At 72.6% G+C, this 22,691-nt stretch carries 18 protein-coding genes; 15 read left to right on the forward strand and 3 right to left on the reverse strand.

Annotation, left to right across the window (positions count from 1 at the left end; genetic code table 11):
- Positions 1–86 precede the first annotated feature (86 nt).
- Positions 87–716 carry an RNA polymerase sigma factor gene (locus K7C98_RS27010; RefSeq protein WP_224194662.1) on the reverse strand — a complete coding sequence of 210 codons (630 nt, stop codon included), beginning with the start codon at positions 714–716 and terminating at the stop codon, positions 87–89.
- 121 nt (positions 717–837) lie between these two features.
- On the opposite strand from K7C98_RS27010, the gene K7C98_RS27015 reads away from it, so the two are divergent.
- From K7C98_RS27015 to K7C98_RS27045, 7 genes are all read left to right on the forward strand, one after another.
- Positions 838–1,245, forward strand: coding sequence for a DUF6010 family protein (locus K7C98_RS27015; RefSeq protein ID WP_224194663.1), 408 nt, complete (start codon positions 838–840; stop codon positions 1,243–1,245).
- A 77-nt stretch (positions 1,246–1,322) separates the two neighbouring features.
- Entirely contained in the window at positions 1,323–2,147 is an 825-nt protein-coding gene (locus K7C98_RS27020; RefSeq protein ID WP_224194664.1) for a hypothetical protein, read from the forward strand.
- A 343-nt stretch (positions 2,148–2,490) separates the two neighbouring features.
- Positions 2,491–2,910 (forward strand): type VI secretion system baseplate subunit TssE, encoded by a 420-nt coding sequence (gene tssE / locus K7C98_RS27025; RefSeq protein WP_224194665.1) that lies wholly within the window; start codon positions 2,491–2,493, stop codon positions 2,908–2,910.
- 7 nt (positions 2,911–2,917) lie between these two features.
- A complete protein-coding gene (gene tssF / locus K7C98_RS27030) occupies positions 2,918–4,648 on the forward strand; it encodes a type VI secretion system baseplate subunit TssF (RefSeq protein ID WP_224194666.1) in 1,731 nt (576 codons plus the stop codon).
- Positions 4,624–5,658, forward strand: coding sequence for a type VI secretion system baseplate subunit TssG (tssG, locus tag K7C98_RS27035; RefSeq protein ID WP_224194667.1), 1,035 nt, complete (start codon positions 4,624–4,626; stop codon positions 5,656–5,658). Before tssF ends, tssG begins: the two co-directional genes overlap by 25 nt.
- Positions 5,655–7,013, forward strand: coding sequence for an FHA domain-containing protein (locus K7C98_RS27040; protein WP_224194668.1), 1,359 nt, complete (start codon positions 5,655–5,657; stop codon positions 7,011–7,013). Before tssG ends, K7C98_RS27040 begins: the two co-directional genes overlap by 4 nt.
- A 4-nt stretch (positions 7,014–7,017) precedes the next feature.
- The gene (locus K7C98_RS27045; RefSeq protein ID WP_224194669.1) at positions 7,018–7,953 is read left to right on the forward strand and encodes a hypothetical protein; all 936 of its coding nucleotides are present in this window, start codon (positions 7,018–7,020) and stop codon (positions 7,951–7,953) included.
- A gap of 411 nt (positions 7,954–8,364) precedes the next feature.
- Here K7C98_RS27045 and K7C98_RS27050 read toward each other — a convergent pair whose 3' ends face one another.
- Positions 8,365–8,841 (reverse strand): hypothetical protein, encoded by a 477-nt coding sequence (locus K7C98_RS27050; RefSeq protein WP_224194670.1) that lies wholly within the window; start codon positions 8,839–8,841, stop codon positions 8,365–8,367.
- Positions 8,842–8,869: 28 nt separating this feature from the next.
- Here K7C98_RS27050 and K7C98_RS27055 point away from each other — a divergent pair, with 28 nt between their 5' ends.
- Positions 8,870–9,274, forward strand: a complete 405-nt coding sequence (locus K7C98_RS27055; RefSeq protein WP_224194671.1) for a hypothetical protein — start codon at positions 8,870–8,872, stop codon at positions 9,272–9,274.
- 428 nt (positions 9,275–9,702) lie between these two features.
- Here K7C98_RS27055 and K7C98_RS27060 read toward each other — a convergent pair whose 3' ends face one another.
- Positions 9,703–10,290, reverse strand: a complete 588-nt coding sequence (locus tag K7C98_RS27060; RefSeq protein ID WP_224194672.1) for a hypothetical protein — start codon at positions 10,288–10,290, stop codon at positions 9,703–9,705.
- Between the two features lie 190 nt (positions 10,291–10,480).
- Here K7C98_RS27060 and K7C98_RS27065 point away from each other — a divergent pair, with 190 nt between their 5' ends.
- The 7 genes from K7C98_RS27065 to tssA all read left to right on the forward strand — a co-directional run bounded on the left by K7C98_RS27065 (position 10,481) and on the right by tssA (position 22,616).
- Positions 10,481–12,241 (forward strand): ATPase, T2SS/T4P/T4SS family, encoded by a 1,761-nt coding sequence (locus K7C98_RS27065; RefSeq protein WP_224194673.1) that lies wholly within the window; start codon positions 10,481–10,483, stop codon positions 12,239–12,241.
- A gap of 116 nt (positions 12,242–12,357) precedes the next feature.
- Entirely contained in the window at positions 12,358–13,107 is a 750-nt protein-coding gene (gene tssJ, locus K7C98_RS27070; RefSeq protein ID WP_224194674.1) for a type VI secretion system lipoprotein TssJ, read from the forward strand.
- Positions 13,108–13,126: 19 nt separating this feature from the next.
- On the forward strand, positions 13,127–14,491 hold the full coding sequence (gene tssK / locus K7C98_RS27075) for a type VI secretion system baseplate subunit TssK (protein WP_224194675.1): 1,365 nt from the start codon (positions 13,127–13,129) through the stop codon (positions 14,489–14,491).
- 3 nt (positions 14,492–14,494) lie between these two features.
- Positions 14,495–15,163 carry a DotU family type IV/VI secretion system protein gene (locus K7C98_RS27080; RefSeq protein WP_224194676.1) on the forward strand — a complete coding sequence of 223 codons (669 nt, stop codon included), beginning with the start codon at positions 14,495–14,497 and terminating at the stop codon, positions 15,161–15,163.
- 5 nt (positions 15,164–15,168) lie between these two features.
- Positions 15,169–18,723 (forward strand): type VI secretion protein IcmF/TssM N-terminal domain-containing protein, encoded by a 3,555-nt coding sequence (locus K7C98_RS27085; RefSeq protein ID WP_224194708.1) that lies wholly within the window; start codon positions 15,169–15,171, stop codon positions 18,721–18,723.
- 10 nt (positions 18,724–18,733) lie between these two features.
- Complete coding sequence (gene tssC / locus K7C98_RS27090) at positions 18,734–20,167, forward strand: type VI secretion system contractile sheath large subunit (RefSeq protein WP_224194677.1); 1,434 nt, start codon at positions 18,734–18,736, stop codon at positions 20,165–20,167.
- A gap of 22 nt (positions 20,168–20,189) precedes the next feature.
- Positions 20,190–22,616: a type VI secretion system protein TssA gene (tssA, locus tag K7C98_RS27095; protein WP_224194678.1), complete on the forward strand. Its 2,427-nt coding sequence runs from the start codon at positions 20,190–20,192 to the stop codon at positions 22,614–22,616.
- Positions 22,617–22,691 lie beyond the last annotated feature (75 nt).

Below are 22,691 nucleotides of genomic sequence, written 5' to 3' on the forward strand. Positions count from 1 at the left end.
CCGGCGCGGTGGTTCCGCGAGCAGGGCGTCTTGCTTAAGGTCGCGGCGATTTTTTTGGCCCGCGCGGCGGCGCGCCCCGGCCGGCACTAGCCCCTCGCTCCGCGGACGTGCGCGCGCACGGCGGTGATCCACCGTTCGAGCCCGGCGAGGGTGCTCTCGACCAGGTTGGGCGCGTGCGCGACGGCGGCGAGGCTGTCCTCGAGCAGCTGCCTCCCGCGTCGCACCCGCGAGCGCGCGGTGCCCGGCGGCAGCTCGAGCGCCGCGGCGATCTCGTCGGTCGTCATGCTCTCCCAGTAGTGCAGCTCGAGCACGACCTGGTAGTCGAGCGGCAGGCGCTGCAGGGCGGCCAGCAGCAGCCGCAGCTCCTGACCCGAGGCGGCGTGCTGGCTCGGCGAGGGCCGGCAGTCGGCGACCGAGAGCTGCTCGAAGTCGACGACGCCGCGCTCGCCGGCGCTGCCGCGGTAGTGGCGGCACAGCTGGCGGTAGGCGATGCCGAACAGCCAGCTGCGGAACTCGCCGTCGCCGCGGAAGGCGGCGAGCCCCTCGATGCAGCCGAGGAAGGTCCGCTGGATCAGGTCGCGGGCGACGTCGGCGTCGACCTTGTTGAAGAAGAAGCGCGCGACCGGCTCGTAGTAGCGGTCGAACAGCGCGTGCCCGGCGGCGCGATCGCCCGCGCGCCAGGCGTCGACGAGCTCGCGGTCGGGGACGGGCTCCACCTCTCGCAGAGTGAGAGGTTTGTCGATCGGCGTCAATACGCGGTGCGTGGCTGAAACCGGGCGCTCGTTGGCGTTCCGGCCGCTGGCGCGGCGCGCAGCCGGGGGCGCACGATCGCCGGCGATGAGCCACGCCTCGCACCAATTCACCGTCATGGACGCGGCCGCCGCGGTCGCGATCGCCTTCGTGCTCGTGCTGCTGGCCTCGCGCCTGCGCGAGCCGACGCGGCGCCGCTTCAACGCGATCTTCGTCGCCGGCGCGGGCGCGGCCTACCTGAGCGGCGGCGGCCTCGGGGCGGGGGAGTTCGCGTTCACGGCGGTCGCCACCTACGCGGCCTTCCGCGGGCTCGAATCGTACCGCTGGATCGCGGCGGCGTGGCTGCTGCACGTCGCCTGGGACGTCGCGCATCACCTGTGCGGCGCGCCGATCGTGCCGTTCGTGCCGACGTCGTCGGCCGGCTGCGCGGTCACGGACTCGCTGCTGGCGCTGTGGTTCTGGTTCGGGGCGCCGACGCTCGGGCCGCGGCGGTGAATGGTGTTCTGGACATGTCGTGAAGGACATGTGATGGGCCTTCCCCGCCGGCCCGCGGTCTGTCACCATCGGCGGCGATGGCGGACGACCGGCGAGAGACGGGCACGCTCGGGCTCCTCGCGCTGCTGATCGGCGGCGGCTGCCTGCTGGTGGCGCTGGTCAGCGTGTTCAACGTCGCGTTCGAGCTCGAGCTCGCCCTCAAGGTGTCGGGCACGGAGACGGAGCTGCCGCGGCACTGGGACGAGGTGGTCGGGCTGGCGGCCGCGGGGGCGCTGATCGTGGGGCTCGCGTTGTTCGGCGGCCTGGTGCGCCGGCGCTTCGCGGCGGCGAAGGGGCGGCCGCTGGTGCGCGGCGGGATCCTGGTCGGCGCGGCGCTGTCCCTGGCGGCGGCGTTCCGCGGGCTGCAGATCGTCGCGCTGACCCACACCTACGGCAGCATGCTGGCGTACTACGCGACCGACGGCGACCTCGACGACGTCCGGGCCGAGCTGGCCAAAGGGCCAGATCGGTCGGCGCTCGACCAGGCGGTCGGGCGCGCGGCCCAGTACGACAACGCCGGGGCGCTGGCGCTGCTGCTGGCGGCCGGGGCCGACATGCGCGAGGCGACCCGCGAGCCGCAGTTCCGCCGCTGCGCGCTGGTCGGCCGCAAGCCGGCGTTCGTGCGCACGGCGCTGGCGCACGGGGTCACCGCCGACGCCTGTCCGAACGGCGAGACGGCGGTGCGAGAGGCGGTCGAGCGCGGCCAGGACGACGCCGAGACGGCCGAGATCGTCGCGCTGCTGGTGGCCGCGGGCTGGTCGGCCGCGGCGACGTCGGAGCACGACCGCCGGACCGCGGCCGAGATCGCGGCCGCGAAACAGTGGACCCACACCGCGGCCGCGCTCGCGGCCGCGACCCGCTGAGGCGCGAGGGCGCCGCGAGGAGATCCACGGCCGGGTGGGCCGGTGTCCGCGTCGACGCCGCGGCGAGGCGCGGACGCAGGCCAGGGCGGGGCCGCGCCCGCGCGAGGGCCGGAGGTCGCGGCGGCCGGGAGCGTCGCCCCGGGCCGAGGGATGTCCGAACGAACCTGTCCGAATAGACATGCGAGGCGAGCGGGCGTCTGCCGCGCGCGCTCGCATGCGCGCGCGTCGCGGAGGCGAGGGGCGGCGGTGGTGTCTGGTCCGCGGCCCTGCCGGCCTGCTATCGTCGCAGTCCGCCGGGCCGGGAGGCGCGGCGTCGCGCGCGACGGGGGGATCGAGCAGGTCGATGAACGCAACGAGCCAGGGGTCGGGCCCGAGAGCGCCGCGCCGCGGATTGCTGGCGCGGCTGTCGACGGGCGGGCAGCGGATCGGCGAGCTCGAGTCGATCGTGACGCACCTGCAGGAGCTGCTCAACACGCGCTGCGGCGAGTCGCTGTCGGCGCCCGACTTCGGCATCGTCGACTTCGCCGACGTCGTGCACAACTTCCCCGAGGCGACGCAGGTGCTGCAGCAGAGCATCCGCGCGACGATCCTCAAGTACGAGCCGCGCCTGCGCAACGTGTCGGTCCACCCCGTGCCGAGCGGCGACACGCTGATGATCGCGTTCGAGGTGTCGGCGCGGCTGGCCAGCGGGGCCCAGCGCGGGGTGTTCCGCGTGCGCACCGAGATGACGTCGACCGGCAAGATCCAGGTCTCCGGGCGGTGAGGCGACGATGAGCTTTTCGCACTACTACAAGAGCGAGCTCGCGTTCATCACCGAGATGGCGCGCGCGTTCGCCGAGGCCAACCCGGCGACCGCCGGCCTGCTCAAGGAGCGCAGCAGCGACCCCGACGTCGAGCGACTGATCGAGGCGTTCGCGTTCCAGGCGGCCGGCATCCGCGCGCGCATGGACGCGGTCGCGCCGAGCATCGTCCACGGCCTGGCCGAGCTGCTGCTGCCGCACTACCTGCGGCCGCTGCCGGCGGCGACGATCGTCGAGTTCCAGCCCAACATGCGGGCGCTGCGGAACCGCCACAAGGTGGCGAAGGGGCGGGTGCTGCAGTCGCGCCTGGTCGAAGGGACAGCCTGTAAGTTCCGCACCTGCTGGGACGTCGACCTCGCGCCGGTCGAGGTGATCGACGCGTCGCTCGACGACTCGGTGGCGGCGCGGCCGGCGATCAAGATCACGCTGCGGCTGTCGGAGACCGGCAAGGGCGTGCTGGCCGAGTGCGAGCGGCTGCGCTTCTTCCTCCACCACCGCGAGCCGTCGCTGCCGGCGACGCTGATGATGTGGCTGAACCGCCACTTCACCGGCGCGACGGCCAAGACCGGCGAGGGCGAGGGCGGCACGGTCCAGCTGGGCGCCAAGGCGATCGAGCCGGTGGGCCTGTCGCGCGACGCGGCGGTGTTCCCGTGGCCCGACACCGCGCCGACCGGCTACCGCGCGATCCTCGAGTACTTCACGCTGCCGGAGAAGTACCACTTCTTCGACCTGCTCGGCCTCGACAAGGTCAAGCTGGCCACCAACGAGCTGACGCTGCGCCTCGAGTTCGAGCGCCCGCCGCCGCTGCCGACGGCCGTCGGCAAGGACACGTTCCGCCTGCACTGCACGCCGGCCGTCAACCTGTTCGAGGTCGCGGCCGAGCCGGTGCAGTACTCGCCGCTCGAGCGCGAGCACCTGCTGCGGGCCGACGGCGTCGACCCCAGGCACATGGAGATCTACGAGGTGCGCGGGGTGACGGGGGTCGGGCGCGCGACCAACACGCGGCGCTCGTTCCTGCCGTTCTACCGCTTCACCCACGCCGGCGCGGCCCGCTCGACGCCGAACTACTCGCTGCGCCGCGTCGAGGCGATCGACGACGGCGTCGACACGTACATCACGCTCGACGAGCCGGCCGGGTCGGCGCCGACGCAGGAGGAGTCGGTGTCGATCGAGCTGGTGTGCACCAACCGCGGCCTGCCGCGCGAGCTGCAGCCGGGCCAGATCACCGAGACGACCCCGGGCGCGATGTTCCGCGGCTACGAGAACATCACCCAGGTGACGGCGCCGGTGCGCGTGCCGCTCGGCTCGGAGGCGCTGTGGCGCATGCTGTCGCACCTGGCGATCGGCCAGCGCGGGCTGGTCGAGGTCGAGGCGCTGCGCGCGTTGCTCGGGCTCTACAACCTCCAGGGCCTCGGCAACGTGCAGATCGGCCGCGGCAACGAGCGCCAGATCGAGGCGGTGCGCCGGCTGCAGCGCGAGACGGTGACGCGCCTGGTCTACGGCATCCCGATCCGGGCCGTCCGCACCCGCATCGAGCTCGACGAGACCGGCTTCCCCTCGGCCGGCAACGCGTTCGTGTTCGGCGCGGTGCTCAACGCGCTGTTCGGCTCGCTCGTCAGCCTCAACGCGGCCAGCGAGGTCGTCATCACCCTCGTCCCCTCCAAGGCGGAGTTCGCGTGGCCCGTGCAGATCGGCCTGTAAAAGAGACGGCGGAGTCGTGGGCCGAGCGCCTGGCCCAAGCGCCAGGTGCGGTCGACTTCTTCACCGCCGTCGACGTGCTGACCGCGGCCACCGGCGGCGGCGAGCTCGGGGCCAGCGAGCGCTTCCAGGACGAGAAGGTGCTGCTCGGCCACGCGCCGGGGCTCGGGTTCCTGCGCTCGGAGGTCGAGAAGGTCGAGCTCGAGCGCGGCCCCGAGGGCCTGCGCGCGCGCCTGGTCGCCGACTTCTTCGGCCTCACCGGCGCGGCCACCCCGCTGCCGCTGCACATGGCCGAAGAGGCAGATCGCGACGACGACCACGGCGAGGTCACGCGCGGGGTGCTCGGCATCTTCCACCACCGCCTGCTCAGCCTCCTGTACCGCGGGGTGCGTCAGCTCGACTACCCGGGCGCCTTCCGCGAGGACGGCAAGGACCCGTGGACGCTGCGGGTGCTGGCGCTGCTCGGCGTCGGCGAGCGCCAGCGGTCGCTGTCGGTCGGGCAGCTGCTGCGGCTGGCGCCGGTGCTGGCCTCGGGGGTGACCTCGCCGCAGATGCTCGAGGCGGCCATGCGGATCGCGCTCGACGACTGCCTCGGCCAGGCGACGGTCCGCTGCGAGCCGTTCACCGGCGAGTGGATGCCGATCGACCCGGCCGAGTGGTCGCGCCTCGGCTCGGCCACCGCCGGCGTCGGCATGACCTCGGTGCTCGGCACCAGCGTGATGCACCGCTCCGGCGCCGCGCGGGTGGTCGTGGGCCCGCTGTCGGGCGACAACTACAAGGAGTTCACGCCCGGCGGCCGCGCCTACGAGCGCGCCGCGGAGGTGCTCGACACCTTCCTCGACGAGCCGCTGCACCTCGACATGGTCCTCGAGATCCAGGACATGACGTACCCGCCGGCCCGGCTCGGCGAGCGCCGGCTCGCCGACGACCTGTGGCTCGCCCGCAGCAAGCAGGCCGGCCTCACCACCCGCATGGCGGTGCCCATGGGCAAGCGGCGCGAGGGGGCGGCTTGAACAGAGGACAGGTCCCGAAGAGCAGCCTCGTGATCACGGTGATCGACACCGAGGAGCACCGGCAGAAGCGCCACGAGTTCCAGCGCGGCCCGGTGCGGATCGGCCGCGACCCGGGCAACGAGCTCCACCTGCCGTACAAGTTCGTGTCGTCGTGGCACGCGGTCGCCAAGTTCGACGCCCGCGGCGCCCGCGTCGAGGACCTCGGCGGCGCCAACGGCCTCAGCGTCGACGGCCAGCGGGTCGCCTCGGGCGGCCGCGTCGAGGTGCGCGGCCGCGTCAAGATCGCCATCGGCCCGGTCGAGCTGCTGGTCGAGCACAAGGTCGAGGGCGCGCAGCCGGCCGCGGCTGGCCCTCCGGACCTGCTCGAAGAGCCAGCTCCTCGCGGCCCGCGCTCGCGCGGCGCGGCCCCCGGCCCGACGCCCCCGGACGAGCTGCACATGCGCGACCGCCGGTCGGCGCAGGGCGAGCTCGGCGACGGCGACGAGCCGCCGACGCTGATGCCCGAGGGCGGCACGCAGCAGATGAACCTGTCGCGGCTGCACCAGGCGATCCTGCGCCTGCGGCCGCAGTACGAGAAGCTGCGCGAGGGCCACCAGGCGTGGGACACGGCGTTCTCGGACGCGCTGGCCGAGCTGTCGAGCGGGCGCGACCGCGGCGAGGCGCTGCTGCTGCAGCGGGAGTTCCCGCCGCTGTCCTTCGGGTCAGGTGACGGCCCGGCCGCGCTCGACGGTGGCGGCGCCGAGTTCTACCAGCAGGCCGAGCTCGGCGCGGTCGCCCAGGCGGCCGAGCAGCTGCTCGAGGGCCTGCGCGCGCCCGGCAACGTCGACGAGACGCGCCGCTTCCTCGACCGCTGCGTCGCCGCGCTGCGGGCCTTCGCGGTCGCGACCGTCGAGCTGCAGGAGCTGCTGCACCGCCAGGGCAACGAGCTCGGGGTGCGCATCGAGGGCGAGGACAACCCGCTGCTGATCGCCGAGTCGGACGCCGACCTGCTGCGCTACCTGCTCGACTGGCGGGCGACCCGCGAGGAGCGCTCGCACCTGCTGGCGGAGGTGTTCGCGGCCGCGATGGCGCACCTGCGCGGGGCCCTGCGCGGGACCGTGAGCGGCGGGCAGAAGGTCGGCGAGACGCTGTCGCCGCGGGAGATCGAGCGCTCGGTGACGGCGACGTGGCCGACCCGCGCGGGCGCGCTGTGGCGCCGCTTCGAGGAGCGCTACGAGTCGGTGTTCGGCGACGGTGACGAGGGCCTGTCGCGGGTGTTCCGCGTCGCGGCCGGGCGGGCCATCCGCGAGGAATTGGCGCGCGCCGGGATCCGCGTGCAGTCCGGCGAAGACGCCGAGGAGGACGAGGATGCGTAGGTCGATGATCACGATGTCCGCCGGGGCCGCGCTGCTCCTGGCCGGCGGCGCCTGCAAGCCCAAGGAGCGCGACCTGCCGATCTGTCCGTCGATGGTGGCGGCCGAGCGCGCCAGCGAGGCCGACACGCAGACGCTGCCGGTCGACGTGTGGTACTCGGTGCTGGTCCGCAACTTCAACCGCATGGCGATGGAGCCGCCCGACGAGCCGCGCGAGTGCAGCGGCCGGCCGATCGAGGTGACCTGGCCCGAGAACCTCAAGGACGACCCGCGGGCCACCGCGCGCAAGCTCGACCGCCGCCGGCTGACCGACGGCGACGTGACGTTCACCCAGGGCGAGGACGGCGCGCTGCTGGTGTGGGCGCGGATCCAGGACCTCGGCAACGGCGACGCGCTCGGCCCGGTCGCGCTGGTCCGGTGGGTCGAGCGCGGCCTCGAGGTGCGCGGGATCGGCAGCGTGCAGGCGCCGGCTCAGCGCGCCCGCCTGCGCCTCGAGCCGCTCGGCGAGGAGGAGCAGGTGCTGGTGGTCGAGAGCGAGACATGTCCCAAAGACCAGGGACCGTCCGCGCCGTGCTCCCGCGAGGCCCAGCTGCTGCCGCTGGTCGAGCAGCGCTTCGTCAGCGCGCCGATGATCGAGGACGGCGTCGACATCGGCCCGGCCCGCTTCGTCCTGTCCGACCACTTCGAGCTGACGCTCAAGGACGGGTGGATCCGCCGCTACGACCTGGTCCGTCTGCTCAAGTTCGAGAAGGGCGTGCCGATCGTCGACGAGACGATCCGCAGCAAGGACTGCGACCCCAAGAGCGCGACGCCCTGCGAGGAGCGCATCGACGCCGCCGAGAAGCGGCCGCTGGTGTTCAAGGACGGGGTGTTCATCGCCCCGCGCAGCGCCTGGACCCGCACGCGGCTCGAGAACATGACGCAGGTGCCGACCGGCGAGTAGATCGGGGTGAGCAGACCGCGGAGTGGACGGCACCCGCGGGTGCCGGTACCGTGGCGTTTGTCATGGGGAGGTCCGCCGTCCGCACGAGCACAGTCACGCTATCCCTCCTGGGCTCGCTCGGTTGCCCGACGTCGCCGAGCTCCGGCGGTTCGACCGACGTCTCCGCGACGGATGGCGCTCCGGGCGTCGGGAGTTCCTCCACGAGCGTGACCGGCGGGGTCGTGACCGACGGGGTCGTGACCAGCGGTGGACCCGGCGAGGCGGCCGACCACCGCACCTACTTCATCGGCGAGACCGTGCGGTTCGACAGCCCCGGCGAGTGCGAACAGACCAAGCTGAACACGGTCACGAAGCGCCTCAAGGCCCGCCTCGACGACGCCGGCTGGCAAGGACTCCGGCTCGTCGACGAGGCTACCATTCCCGAAGACTTCTGGGAGGGCACCGAACAGCCGGGCGGTCGCGACGCGTCGCACGGCGACGCCTTCCGCTTCGCCGTCTACGCCGGCCACGGGAGCGCCGGCCTGCTCGTCTGGGGTAGCCCCTCGCCGGCAGGCGCATGCCGCAGTCGGCCGTCATCACCCCGACCACCACCGGCCTGTCGCTCGCGCGGGCCCACAGCGCGTCGGCCTCGGCCCCGGGCGTCAACGCCGACACGCGCAGCGCCGTCGGACCGTCGGTGTCGTCGCCGCCGAGGCGGTGGAGTTCCACACGGCGACCAATCTGGCGTCCGGCGAAGGGTTCCTCGAGAGCGTCGGCGAGCCGGCCGACGGGTTCCACTTCGAGTGGCTGCGACGCGCTCGCCGGTCGATCCTGCAGCAGCGAGATCACCATCGCCGCGCGCTCGACCAGCGCGCCGACCGAGCGATGCGGCCGCTCGATGTGAACCACGGGGAGCGAGGCGATCGCGGTCGAGGCCGTGCTCGACTTCGATCTGTCGACGACGCGGAGGTACAAGTACACCCGACCTCCGAAGTTCAAATGGGACTATTGCGGGCCCGACCGGATCCTCATCGACGCGATGCTGTCGTTCGTGCGCGTCGAGGACGGCGAGGTCGAGCTCGAGGTGCCGGTGACGGTGTACCGCGACGACACCACCGACGAGTTTCGTGGAGAGGCCATGATCACGTCGGTCGACGATTTCGTCGAGGGGCTCCACGCCAAGCACGAGCACGACACCGAGGCCCTCTCCATCCATCTGGACTGGCGTGACCCGGACGGCGACCTGTTCGTCGACTTCTTCTACGGGGGGCAGACGACGGACTCGCCGACGACCGGTCACGGCAACTTCGAGATGATCGCCGAGTTCTCCGTGCCCGAGTGACTGGATCGCCGTGTCCCGCGAGCGGGGCGTGGGTCCTGGGCGTCATGCCGCTGCAGGGGTACGACGCGGTGGTCGGCGACATCAGCTCGAGCTGAGGTGGCCCGCGGCGACGGAGCGCCGCACGCGAGGGACGGCGGCGCGCCTGGCCGATCTCCCGCGCGGGCGGCGGCAGGGCGTCTGTACGCACATTTGCGGACATGCCCGCGCCTGGCTTGAAGGTCAGGTTGGCGCCTGGCGGCGCGGTGCGGGGGCCCGGGCGCGAGCGGCCAGCTGTCCTCACAGACAGGTCCGGCCCGAGGCCGCGCGCGGCGGCCGGCGCGAGGTCGGCACCGGCCGGGCGGGGGGCTGCGGACGTCGCCGGGGCCTGGCCCGAAGGTCAGGCGAGCGAGCAGATTTCCGGGGGTCGCGGGCTGTCCTCGCGGACAGGCTCAGTCGGCGCCGCCGGCGCGCTCGACGTCGGAGCGGGTCGGACGGTAGATGTCCTTGCGGATCTGCAGGTCGATGGTGAGGACCTTGCCGGACTTGCGCACGACCGCGAACACCTCGTTGGCCTCGGCGAGCGAGCGCTGCTTGGTGTAGCGGAGGATGTTGCGCTTGAACTTGTTGCGGCGGTGGCTGACCGGCGGGTCGTACTTCTCGCGGTCGGGCACCTTGATCAGCGTGTAGCGGTCGAGCTCCGTCTGGGCGAAGCCGTAGGCGCAGGCCGTGTCCTCGCACTGGTTGTCGAAGCTGATCCACAGCACCGGCATGCCGTTGAGCTCGGTGCTGGCGACGACCTTGCCGGGGGTGTTCTTGCCGATGATGCGCTCGAGCGGGCGGTACGCGCCGCGCTCGGTGATCTTGCGCTTGCTGACGTCGTAGCTCTGATTGACCGACGACTCGCGGTAGATCGAGATGAGCTTCTTGTTGGGGACCACGCGCAGGGTCTTGAGCTCGGAGTCCTTCTCTTTGATGCGCCCGAGCTCACCCGGGGTGAGATCGAGCCGGCGGGCGCATGCGCTCGCGGACAGCGCCATGGCCGTGAGGAGGAGCACCGCGAGCGGTCGACACCAGGCGAGCGTGCCTCGAGGCTGGAAGTTCGAAGGCGCCCGCAGATTCATGTGCCGCTCCACCTGGCTCATGGGTACCATAGGGTCCTTACCTTCCCGCCCGACTCGAGTCAATCATGTCGAGCAGACCGCCGCGCGCGCGCGGGAGCAACCACTGATGATCCGCGTCACGATCCGTCGCCAAGATTCCAGCCAGGACGAGGTTCACGAGTTCACGCTGCCGCAGATCACGATCGGTCGCGTCGACCGCAACCACGTGGTGCTGCCCAACAACCGCGTGTCGAGCGTCCACGCCCGCGTGATCGAGAACGAAGAGGGCATCGTGCTGGTCGACAACAACTCGACCAACGGCACCTTCGTCAACGGTGAGATGGTGCGCGGCCCGGTGGTGCTCGCGCCGCACGACGCGGTCGACGTCGGCGTGTTCACGCTGCACTTCGAGCGGGCCGAGGAGGGCCACGAGGTCCAGGAGTCGTACGGAGCGGGGCCCGACTTCGAGGAGCACACGGGCTACGGCGAGCCCGGCGAGTACGAGGACTTCCAAGGCGGCCCCGAGCCGATCGGCGAGCCGCCCGATCTGCTGCTCGCCCCGGTCGAGCCGACGCCGGCCGACCCGATCGAGGCCCGCGCCGTCGAGCGCATGCGCGGGGTCGAGCAGGTCGGCCCGCCCGGCAGCGGATCGTTCCGGATCTCTCCCGAGCCCGCGCTCGACTCGCCGTCGCGTCCGTATGGCGCGGATATGCGCCGCACCGCGGTCTCGCCGCGCCGCACCGAGCCCGACCCCGAGCCCGAGCCGCCCAAGACGCTCGACGACGCGCTCGAGCTGGCGTTCCGCCAGACCTCCGAGGCGCTGCTCGGCGAGCCCCCGGGGCCGCAGGCGCGGGTGCGCGCGCTCGCGGCCGCGCGCGAGGTGGTCGAGCGCGTGCTGACGATGGTCGACGCCCGCCAGCGGCGGCAGTGGACCGACTGGCTGGCCCAGGAGGTCGCCGGCATGGGACCGCTCGACGACATCCTCGCCGACGCCCTGGTCTCGGAGGTGCTGGTCGCCGGCGCCGGTCACATCGAGGTCTGCCGCGGCGAGCAGCGCTCGCGCCACCCGGCCCGCTTCTCGTGCGAGCAGGCGGTGAGCCTCGCGCTCGAGCGGCTGATCGGCACGCGCACCACCGCGAGCGCGCCGATCGTCGACGGCGTCACCGAGGCCGGCGTCTCCGTCCACGCGGTGGGGCGCCCGATTGCCGCCGCCGGACCGATCCTCGTGCTGACGCGCGCGGCCGGCGACACGCTGTCGCTGGCGCAGCTCGGCGAGCGCAAGACGCTGTCGCCCGCGGCCGCCGAGCTGCTGGCGGGGGCGCTGCGGCAGCGGCTCAATTTCCTTGTGTGCGCATCGACCCGCGCCGACGCGGGGGTGCTGCTCGGGGCGATGGCCGGCGAGCTGCCGGGCGACGCGCGGGTGGTCGCGGTCCACCGCGGGCCGGTCGCGCCGGCGCTGGCGAGCCGGGCGATCGTCCTCGACGCGGGCCGCGACGCCACCGCGGCGGTGCGCAGCGCGGCGCGGATGCGACCCGACTTCTTGTTCGTACAAGACGTCGGCGGCGTCGAGGTGGCGGAGCTGTGCGCCACGGCGAGGCGCCCCGGCGGCGCGACGATCGCGGCGCTGGCGGCCGACAACGTCGAGGTCGGGCTCGAGCGGTTGCAGGCGATGCTGGCGCTGACGTCGGCGGGCGCCGATCCGCGGCACCTTCGCGCCTACGCGACCGGGTGCTTCGACGTGGTGCTGGCGCTGCGCCGCTCGCTGTCGGGGCGCGATATCGTCGCGCAGGTGGCGGAGATCCGGCGCGGCGACCTGGTGGAGCTGTTCGCGCGCGCCGACGACGAGTCGCCGCTGCAGTCGACCGGCGTCACGTCCTCGCTCGTGTGACCGCGCGAGCGGCATCGAGCAGTGCGAATGGTTCCTCTAGGGCTGCGGCGGTTTCTGATACCTTCGGCGCTGTGACAGGGCGCGAGCGAAGGGTGCCGTCGGCCGTGTGGCCAGCGATGTTGGTGTTGGTGACCGCGGCGGTCGGCTGCAAGGCCGGTACCGACTCCAAGCCGCCGTGCGAGACCCAGCCCGCGGTGCAGGCGCTGGTCCAGGTGTCGGACATCGTCAACGTCGGCGAGGGCGGCGAGTCGTGGCCGACGACGCTGATGGTGTTCCAGCTCAAGGGCATCACCAGCCTCGACCAGCCGCTCGACGCCGACACGGTCTTCAAGGAGCCCGAGAAGGTGTTCGGCGAGGAGTTCATCGACAAGCGCGAGCTCGTCGCCTACCCGTCGACCGCCGACAAGCTGACGCGCGACAAGATGACGATCGCGCTCAAGCCGAACACCACGCACCTGGTGGTCGCGGCCGGGTTCCGCGAGAAGATCGGCTCGGCCTGGTACGCCTCGATGGCGGTGCCGCCGAGCACCCGCGACGACCAGTGCGCCGCGGTGGCGGCCGGCGACGAGCCGACCCTGCCGTGCCTCTACGTCTCGCTCGAGCGCAGCGAGCTCGCGGGCGGGGCGTTCGCGCCGTCGGGCTTCGAGCTGTCGACGTTCGAGACGGTGTGCGCGGCGCCGTCGACGGCCAAGAAGAAGCCGCCGAAGAAGAAGAAGAAGGCCGAGGTGCCGAAGGTGCCGAAGGTGCCGCAGACGCCGAAGACCCCGACGACTCCGACGACGCCGTCGACCCCGAGCGCCCCCTCGACGCCGAGCATGCCGTCGAAGCCGAGTGCGCCGACGGCCCCGAAGCTGCCCGGACGCTAGGACTGGAGAGGAACACGCGATGCTGAGCGGACGACCCGTGTGGAACGAGGGGATGCTGCTGTGCCCGCAGCACATGCAGCAGCAGGACCTGTATCACGAGCAGAATTTGGCGGCGCGGCTCGGAGTGATGAGCGCGCTGCACTGGGGCGTCGCGGCGATCTCGTTCGACGCCGGCGCGATCAAGGCCGGCCAGCTGGCGCTCACCGGCTTCCGCGGCGTCCTGCCCGACGGGACAGCCGTGATGTTCGAGGCGACCAGCCAGAGCCGCCCGGCGAGCCGGCCGATCGCCCCCGCGTTCCCGCCGAGCATGCGCTCGGTCGAGGTGTTCCTGGCGCTGCCGACCCTGCGCGAGGGCGTGGCCAACTACGCCGGCGCCGAGGTCACCGCGGGGCTGCAGCGCTACAAGACGGTCACGCGCAACGTGTTCGACCTGACGCTGGCCCGCAGCGAGCGCGAGCTGCAGTTCAGCGAGCCGAACCTGGTGCTGCTGTTCGGCAGCGAGCCGCGCGACGACTACGCCGCGATCAAGGTCGCCGAGGTCGTGCGCGACGAGACCGGCGGGTTCCGCCTCAACGACGAGTACATCCCGCCGTGCCTGGCGATCGGCGCGGCGCCGGCGTTGATGGCGTCGCTGCAGGACCTGCTCAGCCTGTCGGTGACCAAGCGGCGCCGCCTCGCCGACGAGCGGCGCACCCGCGACGGCGTGCGCATCGAGTTCAACGCCCAGGACATCACCCGCTACCTGTTCCTGCAGACGCTGAGCGGCGCGATCCCGGTGCTCAAGCACTTCAGCGAGGCGCCGGCGACCTCGCCGTGGCCGGTGTACGTCGAGCTGTCGCGGCTGTGCGGCGCGCTGATGACGTTCTCGTCGGAGGGCGACCCGGCCGAGCTGCCGGCGTTCCAGTACAACGACCTGCAGGGCGCGTTCGGCAAGCTGACCCAGGAGATCAAGCGCCTGCTCGGGCTCGTGATCCAGGAGGCGTTCGTGACGGTGCCGCTGCGGGCCCGCCAGGACAACTCGTGGATCGGCGAGCTGCGCGACGACCGGCTGCAGCGCTGCACGCAGTGGGTGCTGGCGGTCGAGGCCGAGGGCGAGCAGCAGCAGGTCGCCAACGAGGTGCCGGAGCTGGCGAAGATCGCCAGCTGGAAGCGCATCCCGCTGGTCGTCAAGAACAACGTGCTCGGCGTGCCCTTGAAGACGGCCCACCGCCCGCCGCCGGAGATCCCGATCCGGCCGCGGCAGGTCTACTTCATGGTCACCACCGACGACCCGCACTGGCGCGAGATCCTCAACGAGCGCACGATCGCGATCTACATCAAGCCGCCCTACGACCCGCGGCGGGCCAAGGTCACGCTGATGGGGATCTTGGCGCGGGAGGACTAGCGAATGCACCGGATCTACGAGGTGACGCGGGTCTGCTTCGACCACGCGCTCCTGCTGCAGCAGCCCGAGGGGGTCGCCGACGTGGCGACGCTCCACCGCAGCGCGGTCGACCAGGTCGAGGCGATGGAGGCCGCGGCGCGCAAGGCCGGGTTCGGGGCCGAGAACGCCAGGCTCATCAAGTACGCGCTGGTCGCCTTCATCGACGAGGTCGCCCAGGCCACGCCGGGTCACGTCGCCGACTTCTGGGTCGACCACCTGCTGCAGCGCGACTACTTCAACGAGGTCCGCGCCGGCGAGAACTTCTTCGTCCACCTCGAGAAGCTGCTGGCGGCCCGGCGCGACGACGAGGACGCGCTCGACGTGCTGCAGGTGTACGCGACCTGCCTGTTCCTCGGGTTCCGCGGCAAGTACGTCGCGCGCTCGAACGAGCGGGGCTTCGACCAGCTGTGCCGCAAGGTCGAGGACAAGCTGAAGGACCGGCTGGCGCTCGAGGACGGCCTGCCGGCCCCGGCCGAGGCCGAGTGGCGCCGGCCGGGCCACACCAGCAACCTGGCCCTTTGGATAGGTGCGATCGCGCTGCTGTTCTCGGTCGCGCTGCTGTGCGGCTATGAGAGCGAGCTGTCGGAGGACGCCGAGGCGCTGGCGTCGCGGCTGCAGGAGGGTGTGCCGTGAAGGGGATGGTCTACGTCCTGACGTTCGCCGGCGCCGCGATCGCCGCCGTCGTCGCCGCGGTCCGCTACCTCAAGCTGCCGCAGGAGTACGTGTGGTGGACGGCGGCGCTGATGGCGGTCGTCGTCCTCATCGCCGGCATCGTCACGTTCGTCAATTTCCTGCGCTCCAAGAAGGCGCAGGTCGACCGGGCCAACCCGAAGGCCAGCCAGGAGCAGCTCGACTTCAACAATCGCCTGCGCGAGTTCGCGGCGACGCTGAAGCACGTCGAGCGCCACCAGGCGAGCACGGCGCCGGCCCGCCCGCGCCTCGTGTCCGCCCGCGCCGACGCGCCGTGGGTCGCGGTGCTCGGCCTGCAGGGCCAGGGCAAGACGCGCCTGCTCGGCGCGCCGCACCCCAAGCGCCTGCCCGAGTACGACCACAACGGCCCGGTCAAGGGCGCCGACGCCAGCGCGGCCCCGGAGGACCGGCCGCGGCTGTTCAGCGCGCCCGGCCAGGCGGTGTTCGTCGAGGTCCCGCACGCGCTCGCGCACCGCGAGGACCTGCGCAAGTCGTGGCTCGCCGAGCTCAAGCTGCTGGCCAGGCGCCGCCAGCCGCTGCACGCGATCGTGGTGTGCGTCGCCGCCGACGACCTCGTCGCCGCCGCCGACCCGATCGCCCGCGCCGGCGAGATCGGCGACCTGCTCGCCGCCGAGGTCAGCGACCTCGTCACCGCGCTGCAGGTCCACGTGCCGGTGTTCCTGGTCGTCACTCGCCTCGACCGCCTGTCGGGCTTCGGCGACGTGCTCGGCGCGCTCGAGACGCTGACCCAGCCGTTCGGCTTCGAGCTGCCCGACGGCCGCAGCGAGGAGCTCGCGCTCAAGGAGCTGCGCGCCCGCTTCGACGCGCTGGCCGGCTGGCTCGACCGCCGCGCGCTGCGCCTGCTCAGCCGCTTCCGCGAGCCCGACCCGGCCCGCCAGGGCCGCATCTACACGCTCGTGCAGCAGCTCGCGGGCCTGCAGGAGCCGCTCGCCGCGATCGCCCAGCGCGTGCTCGCGGCCCGCGGCGGCGACCCCGTGCGCCTGCGCGGGGTGTTCCTCACCAGCGCGGTGCAGGACGCCGAGCCGGTGCTCGACGCTGTCCTCGAGAACCTGGCTAAAAAGACACGTGGTACCTTCACCCCGGCGCTGGCCGACTCGGCGCCGAGCAAGCGGATCTTCGCCGAGGAGCTGCTCGGCACCCACGTGCTGCGGGCCGGCGGCCTGGCGCGCCGGACCACGCGCGTGCTGCAGCGTTCGAGCGTCAAGCGCATCGTCGTCGGGGCCTCGCTCGGGCTCGTCGCCCTGTGGGTCGCGCTCGACGCCGCCGGCGCGGCCGGCCGCAACCGCGACCTGAACCAACAGACAGCCGACGCCAGCGCCGCGGCCGCGGCCGAGCTCGGCGGCAAGCGGCGCGTCCCGGTCGAGAGCGGCAAGATCGTGCCGCTGCGGCAATTGCTGGCCCGCTGGGAGGACGAGGGCGGCCGCGACGTCGACCAGGTGCGCGAGTGGGGCCTGTTCCGCGACGAGGTCGTGCCGCCGCTGCGCACCTTCTACAAGCAGTCGATGTTCGCCGGCGTCACCTCGACGCTGCGCGACAAGGCCGAGGCCGAGCTGCGCGACTTCGCGGCCCGCTTCGAGTCGCCGGAGCTGATCCCCGACATCGAGGAGCGGGTGCGCAGCCGGCTGTCGCTGCGCTTCTACCTGCTCGTCACCGGCGGCAAGAAGAACTACGAGATGCAGCCGATCAGCGGGGAGTCGAAGTTCCTGCGCGAGACGCTGCGCCAGCGCTGGTCGGGCAGCTCGCGCACGCAGATCGGCACCGCCGAGTACGGGGCGATCGAGAGCGCGGTCGACAAGTACATCGACCTCGCCCAGGACTCCGACTTCACCCTGCCGCGCGAGCAGGGCCTCATCGAGCAGGTGCAGGAGATCCTCAAGCGCGAGGACTCGGTCCGCGGCGAGGTCGAGAAGATCGTCGACGAGGTCAACGGCATCGAGGGCCTGTCGAAGATCAACCTGCGCACGCTGACCGGCCTGCCCGACCTCGAGAACGACGGCACCGAGGTGCGCGCGGCGTTCACGATCGAGGGCTGGGCCTACGTCAAGCGCGAGCTGGCGAGCGCGCTCGAGGCCGACTCGTGGGTGCTCGGGCTCGACCAGTCGCAGGCCGAGAGCCGCCGGCGCCGCCGCGGCGCCGAGATGCGCACCGAGTACTTCAAGATGTACACGGAGGAGTGGCGCCGCTTCATCCAGCGCACCCGCATCGCCCCGCCGACCAGCCTCGACGAGGGCAAGCGGCTGATGGGCGAGCTGGTCAAGGGGCCGAAGCTGCCGCTGTGGCGGGTGTTCGCCGAGCTCAAGCGCCACACCGAGATCTCCGACGACTACCAGTACGGCGACAACAAGTCGCTGCTCGACCTGCTGAGCAAGAACAAGGACAAGAACTCCGGCGGGCTCGTCAAGGCCGACGCGGTGCGCAAGGAGTTCGCGCGCCTGGTGGTCTTCGCCGTCGCGCCCGAGGGCAAGGAGGGCACGGCGGGGCTCGACCAGTACCACGGCCGGCTCAAGGAGCTGCGCGACGCGATCGGCAAGGCGCTCGAGAACAAGGAGGAGGAGAAGGCGCTGGTCGAGCAGCTGCGCGGGGCGATCGACTTCACCAAGTCGCTGGTCCAGGACGCCGAGCTCGACACGTGGACCGCGGGCACGACCAAGCTGCTGGTCACGCCGCTCGAGGAGCTGCTGCGCATGCTGGTCCGCGACCAGGGCACCGGCGCGGTCGCCGACTGGTGCGCCCGCGTCGTCGACCCGATGTACGAGCGCTTCGACGGCCGCTACCCGTTCGCCGCCGACTCGCGCAGCGACGCCGCTGTCGCCGACTTCGAGGAGTTCTTCCACCCCGAGAACGGCTTCATCCGCAAGGCCCGCGAGGAGCTCCTGTCCGGCTACGTCGTGCTCGAGGGCAACACCGTCGGGCTGCGCGACCGCGGCCGCAACGACGGCCCGCGCCTCGACCCCGGCGTGATCCGCTTCCTCAACCGCGCCCAGGACATCGGCACGGTCATGTTCCAGAGCGAGGAGCTGCGCGTCGACTTCGAGCTGATCCTCGCCTGCAACCCGCAGGTCAGCAAGGTCGAGGTCACCGTCGAGGGCAAGAAGGTCGAGTTCGCGTGCGGCAACGAGAAGCCGACGCTCATGCGCTGGCCCGGCAAGGAGGGCCACGGCGCGTCGCTCAAGGCCTACGGCCGCCAGACCAACAAGCTGCTCGACATGTCCGGCGAGTGGGGCCTGTTCGAGCTGCTCGAGAAGCCCCCGAGCTCGGTGCCCGAGTTCAAGGGCGACGAGGTCATCAACTTCCGCTTCGACATGACCTCGTACAACCTCGGCCAGCTCGACGTGCGCGTGCGCCCGCGCCGGGTCCGCGGCGGCACCGCGTTCTTCGGCCTGCCGAACGGCAACAAGCAGTTCCTGTCGCTGGTCCGCGCCCCCGACGTGCTGCCGCCCAAGCGGCTGTTCACCAACATGGCGCCCTGCGGAGGCGTCTGAGGTGGCGACCGTGCTCGAAGGGCTGCTCGAGGGCGTCGCCGAGAGCGAGCGCCCGCGGGTCCGCCTCGGGCTCAAGACGGTGCTGTCCGGCCTGGCCCGCGTCGGGGCCTGGCGCGCGCCGGAACTGGTCGACGCGGTCCACGTCGACAGCGTGATCGCCGAGCTCGACCGCCGGCTGTCGCGCCAGCTCGATCTCATCCTGCACCACCCGAACGTGCAGGCGCTCGAGTCGGCGTGGCGCGGGCTCCGCTTCGTGATCGAGCACGTGCGCGAGGGCGACAACACGTTCGTCGAGCTGGTCAGCGTGACGAAGCAGGAGCTGGCCGACGACTTCGCCGACGCGCCTGAGATCCCGCAGTCGGGCCTGTACCGCCTGGTGTACTCGAGCGCCTACGCGACCTTCGGCGGCAAGCCGTACGGGCTGGTGTGCGCCGACTACGACTTCGGCCCCGGCGCCGAGGACCTCGGGCTGCTGCGCCAGTGCGCCGCGGTGGCGGCGATGGCCCACTCGCCGTTCATCGCCAACGCCGCGGCCGGCTTCTTCGGCCTCGAGTGCCTCGACCAGATGCCGCGCGTCCGCGACCTGCGGGCGATCCTCGGCGGGCCGCGTTACCGCCTGTGGCACGCGTTCCGCGACACCGAGGACGCCCGCTACGTCGGCCTGTGCCTGCCGCGGTTCCTGCTGCGCGTGCCGTACCGCGTCGACGGCGACCCGTTCATGCCGCTGCGCTACCGCGAGCGCGTCGAGGACGACCACGACCACTTCCTGTGGGGCCGGGCCTCGTTCGCGTTCGCGGTGCGGGCGATCGACAGCTTCTCGCGCACGCGCTGGTGCGTGTACATCATCGGCTCGCGCGCCGGCGGGATGATCGAGGGCCTGCAGCAGATCGGCTTCCCGTCGATGCCGGGGCTGACGCCGCGCTGCCCGTTCGAGTGCCTGGTCACCAGCCGCATCGAGCACATGCTCAGCGAGGAGGGCTTCATCGCCCTCGTGTACGACCGCGCCTCCGGCGGGGCGATGATCCACTCGGCGTCGTCGACCCAGCGGCCGCGCAAGTACGCCGACACCGAGGAGGGCCGCGCCGCCCAGGCCTCGGAGCGCCTCGGCGCCCAGCTGCCGTACATGTTCCTGGTGTGCCGGCTGTCGCACTACATCAAGCGGGTCCAGAGCGAGCGGCTCGGCCAGTGGGACAGCCGCCAGACGCTGCAGAAAGAGCTGCAAGACTGGCTGCGCGGGTTCGTGTCCGACGTCGAGAACCCGCACTGGGAGACGCGGGCCCGCAAGCCGCTGCGCAAGGCCTCGATCAAGGTCGAGTCGGTCGAGGGCCAGACCGGCTGGTACCGCTGCCAGCTGCTGCTGCAGCCGCACCTGACGCACAACAGCGCCTCGTTCACGCTGTCGCTGCTCGGTCGGCTCGAGAAGAGCACGAGCTCGCGCGAGTGAGCCGAGGGAGTAGGAGGAAGCCGTGGCGATCGCCGAGGTGTTCATCAAGGAGGCCGAGGCCCTGCTCGCGCCGATCTCCGCCGCCGAGCCCGGCGGCAAGAACCCCAGCACCGACGAGCGCTACCAGGAGCTGCGCGTCGAGGTCGACAAGGAGAACTCGCCGATCGGCGAGGCCGTCGGCTGGGGGCGCGTCGAGGGCCTCGGGCGCGAGATCCTCGGCAAGGTCGCCAAGGACCTCCTCGTCGCCGCCTACACCGCCTTCGCCCTGCACAAGACCCGCGGGATCGCCGGCCTCGCGCTCGGCGTCCTCGTCGTCGACGGCCTGCTGGACCGCTTCTGGGACACGATGTACCCGCCGGTGGCCCGCCTCAAGGGCCGCGGCACCGCGCTCAAGTGGTTGATCGAGCACGCCACCGGCGCGCTGCAGAGCTACCAGCCGCAGGTCAGCGACCGCGAGGCGATCGCCGCGCTCGTCGCCGCCAGCAAGCAGCTGCGCGGGCGCGCCCGCGAGAAGCTCGGCGACCACGTGCCCTCCTTCAAGGAGTGGGGCGACCTGCTCGAGAGCATCCAGGCGACGCTGCCGCCCGAGCCGGCCCGGGTCGAGCCGGCGCCGCCGGCCGAAGCGCCGAAGGGACAGGTTGTATCGGACATGTCCGTACAGGCAGCCTCGCCGCCGGCGGCCCCGCCTCCACCGCCGCCGACCGCCGCCGCGCCGGCGCCCGAGGCCGCCGCTCCGCCGCCGCCGCCGGCCCGGCCGGCGCCGAAGGACCTCGCCGCGCCGTGGCTGGCGCCGATCGCCGGCGCGAACCCGGCCGGCAAGGATCCGACCGAGTCGACCGAATATCAGAACATCCTCGCGGAGGTCGACAAGCTGCAGTCGCCGACCGGCGGGGCGATCGACTGGGCGGCGATCGTGCGCGACGCCGACGTCGTGCTGAAGACGCAGGCGAAGGACCTGCGGGTGGTGTGCCACCAGGCGCTGGCGCGCTTCAAGACCGGCCGCATCGACGGGCTCGCGCTCGGCCTGGCGATCCTCGCCGAGGTCGCGGACGCGTTCTGGGACGTCGCGTTCCCGCCGGCGGCCCGCCTGCGCGGCCGCGCGGGGGCGCTGCGCGGGGTGCTCGACCAGATCGAGCCGGAGCTCGGGGCGTGGCAGCCGAAGCCGAACGAGCGCGCGGCGCTCGAGCAGCTCAAGGACTGCGCGGTCCGCCTGCAGCAGGTGGCCCGGGCTCGCTACGCCGACCAGGCGCCCAACCTGCGCCTGTTGCTGCAGACGATCGACCAGCTGCTGCTGACGATCCCCGCCCCCGAGCCGCCCAAGCCGGCCGCACCGCCGCCGCCGCCGCCGCCGCCGAAGGTCGAGGCCCCGCCGGCGCCGCCGCCGCCGCAACCGGCACAACCGGCGCCGCCGCCTGTCCCTCAGGCCAGCCCGCCGAAGCCGGCCGTGGTGGTCGAGCCGCCGAAGGCCACGGCCGCCGCGCCGACCGGCGACGTCGCCAACTCGGCGGCGGTCGACAAGTTCCTGCGCGGCACCGGCGAGGAGCTGGTCAAGCTGGCGCACGCGCTGCGCCGGGCCCGGACCAACGACGCGCTGGCCTACCGCCTGCTGCGCTCGGGCCTGTGGATCTACATCGCCGCGCCGCCGCCGACCCGGCCCGACGGCAACACGGCGATCAACGGCCTGCCGGAGAGCGAGCGCAACCGCCTCGAGGCGCTGATGAACGCCGGCAAGTGGGCCGACCTGGTCGAGAACAGCGAGTCGCTGCTGCCGATGAACCGCTTCTCGCTCGACCTGCACCGCTACACCGCGGAGGGCCTCAAGGGCCTCGGCCCCGATCACGACCCGGCCCTGCGCGGCCTCTACGCCGAGGTCGGCGCCCTGCTCACGCGCCTGCCGAAGGTCTTCGACCTCAAGGACAACTCGGGCGTGCCGCTGTGCAGCGACGCGACCCGGGCGCTGCTCGAGCGCGAGGCGCTCGGCGGTGGCGGTCGAGGCGGCGGCGGTGCAGCTGCGCCGGTGGCCGCGGGTGCGCCGGCGCAGATCGTGGTCGCGGCTCCGGCCGCGAGCGGGATCGACGACGCCGCGATCGCCCAGATCAAGGGCCTGCTGCGCGGCAAGCGGGAGGAGGGCCTGCGCCTCGGGGCCGCGCGCGTGCAGTCGGCCAGCGGCGGGCGGTCCCGCTTCCTCCGCCGCGTCGAGATGGCCGAGGCCTGCCTCGACGGCGGCGAGGTCGGCCTGGCCCGCTCGCTGTTCGCCGGGCTGGTCGGCGAGATCGACGCCGAACGCCTCGACACCTGGGAGCCCGAGCTGGCGGCCCGCTGCCTCGAGGGCCACGTGCGCGCCGCCCCGAAGGGCCAGCCGGCCGAGAAGGCCGCCGTCGACGCGGCGCTGGCCCGCCTCGCAGGCCTCGACCCGGTGCGCGCGGCGGCGCTGGTGCCGAAGGGCTGAGCGGCGTGTCTTGAGGGGCATGCCCGATAGGGCATGCTCGATAGGGCATGTCTTGAGAGTCATGTCATGATGAAC

This window comes from Nannocystis pusilla (assembly GCF_020073745.1).
In the GTDB taxonomy this organism is placed as follows: domain Bacteria; phylum Myxococcota_A; class Polyangia; order Nannocystales; family Nannocystaceae; genus Nannocystis; species Nannocystis radixulma.

What these genes read in the sequence shown, in the direction of transcription:
- tssJ (WP_224194674.1), top strand. Translation starts at nt 12,358, where the DNA reads ATGTTGGTGTTGGTGACCGCGGCGGTCGGCTGCAAGGCCGGTACCGAC.
- tssE (WP_224194665.1), top strand. Translation starts at nt 2,491, where the DNA reads ATGAACGCAACGAGCCAGGGGTCGGGCCCGAGAGCGCCGCGCCGCGGA.
- K7C98_RS27020 (WP_224194664.1), top strand. Translation starts at nt 1,323, where the DNA reads ATGGCGGACGACCGGCGAGAGACGGGCACGCTCGGGCTCCTCGCGCTG.
- K7C98_RS27060 (WP_224194672.1), bottom strand. Translation starts at nt 10,290, where the DNA reads ATGGCGCTGTCCGCGAGCGCATGCGCCCGCCGGCTCGATCTCACCCCG.
- K7C98_RS27015 (WP_224194663.1), top strand. Translation starts at nt 838, where the DNA reads ATGAGCCACGCCTCGCACCAATTCACCGTCATGGACGCGGCCGCCGCG.
- tssK (WP_224194675.1), top strand. Translation starts at nt 13,127, where the DNA reads ATGCTGAGCGGACGACCCGTGTGGAACGAGGGGATGCTGCTGTGCCCG.
- K7C98_RS27085 (WP_224194708.1), top strand. Translation starts at nt 15,169, where the DNA reads ATGGTCTACGTCCTGACGTTCGCCGGCGCCGCGATCGCCGCCGTCGTC.
- K7C98_RS27045 (WP_224194669.1), top strand. Translation starts at nt 7,018, where the DNA reads ATGATCACGATGTCCGCCGGGGCCGCGCTGCTCCTGGCCGGCGGCGCC.
- K7C98_RS27065 (WP_224194673.1), top strand. Translation starts at nt 10,481, where the DNA reads ATGATCCGCGTCACGATCCGTCGCCAAGATTCCAGCCAGGACGAGGTT.
- tssF (WP_224194666.1), top strand. Translation starts at nt 2,918, where the DNA reads ATGAGCTTTTCGCACTACTACAAGAGCGAGCTCGCGTTCATCACCGAG.
- K7C98_RS27080 (WP_224194676.1), top strand. Translation starts at nt 14,495, where the DNA reads ATGCACCGGATCTACGAGGTGACGCGGGTCTGCTTCGACCACGCGCTC.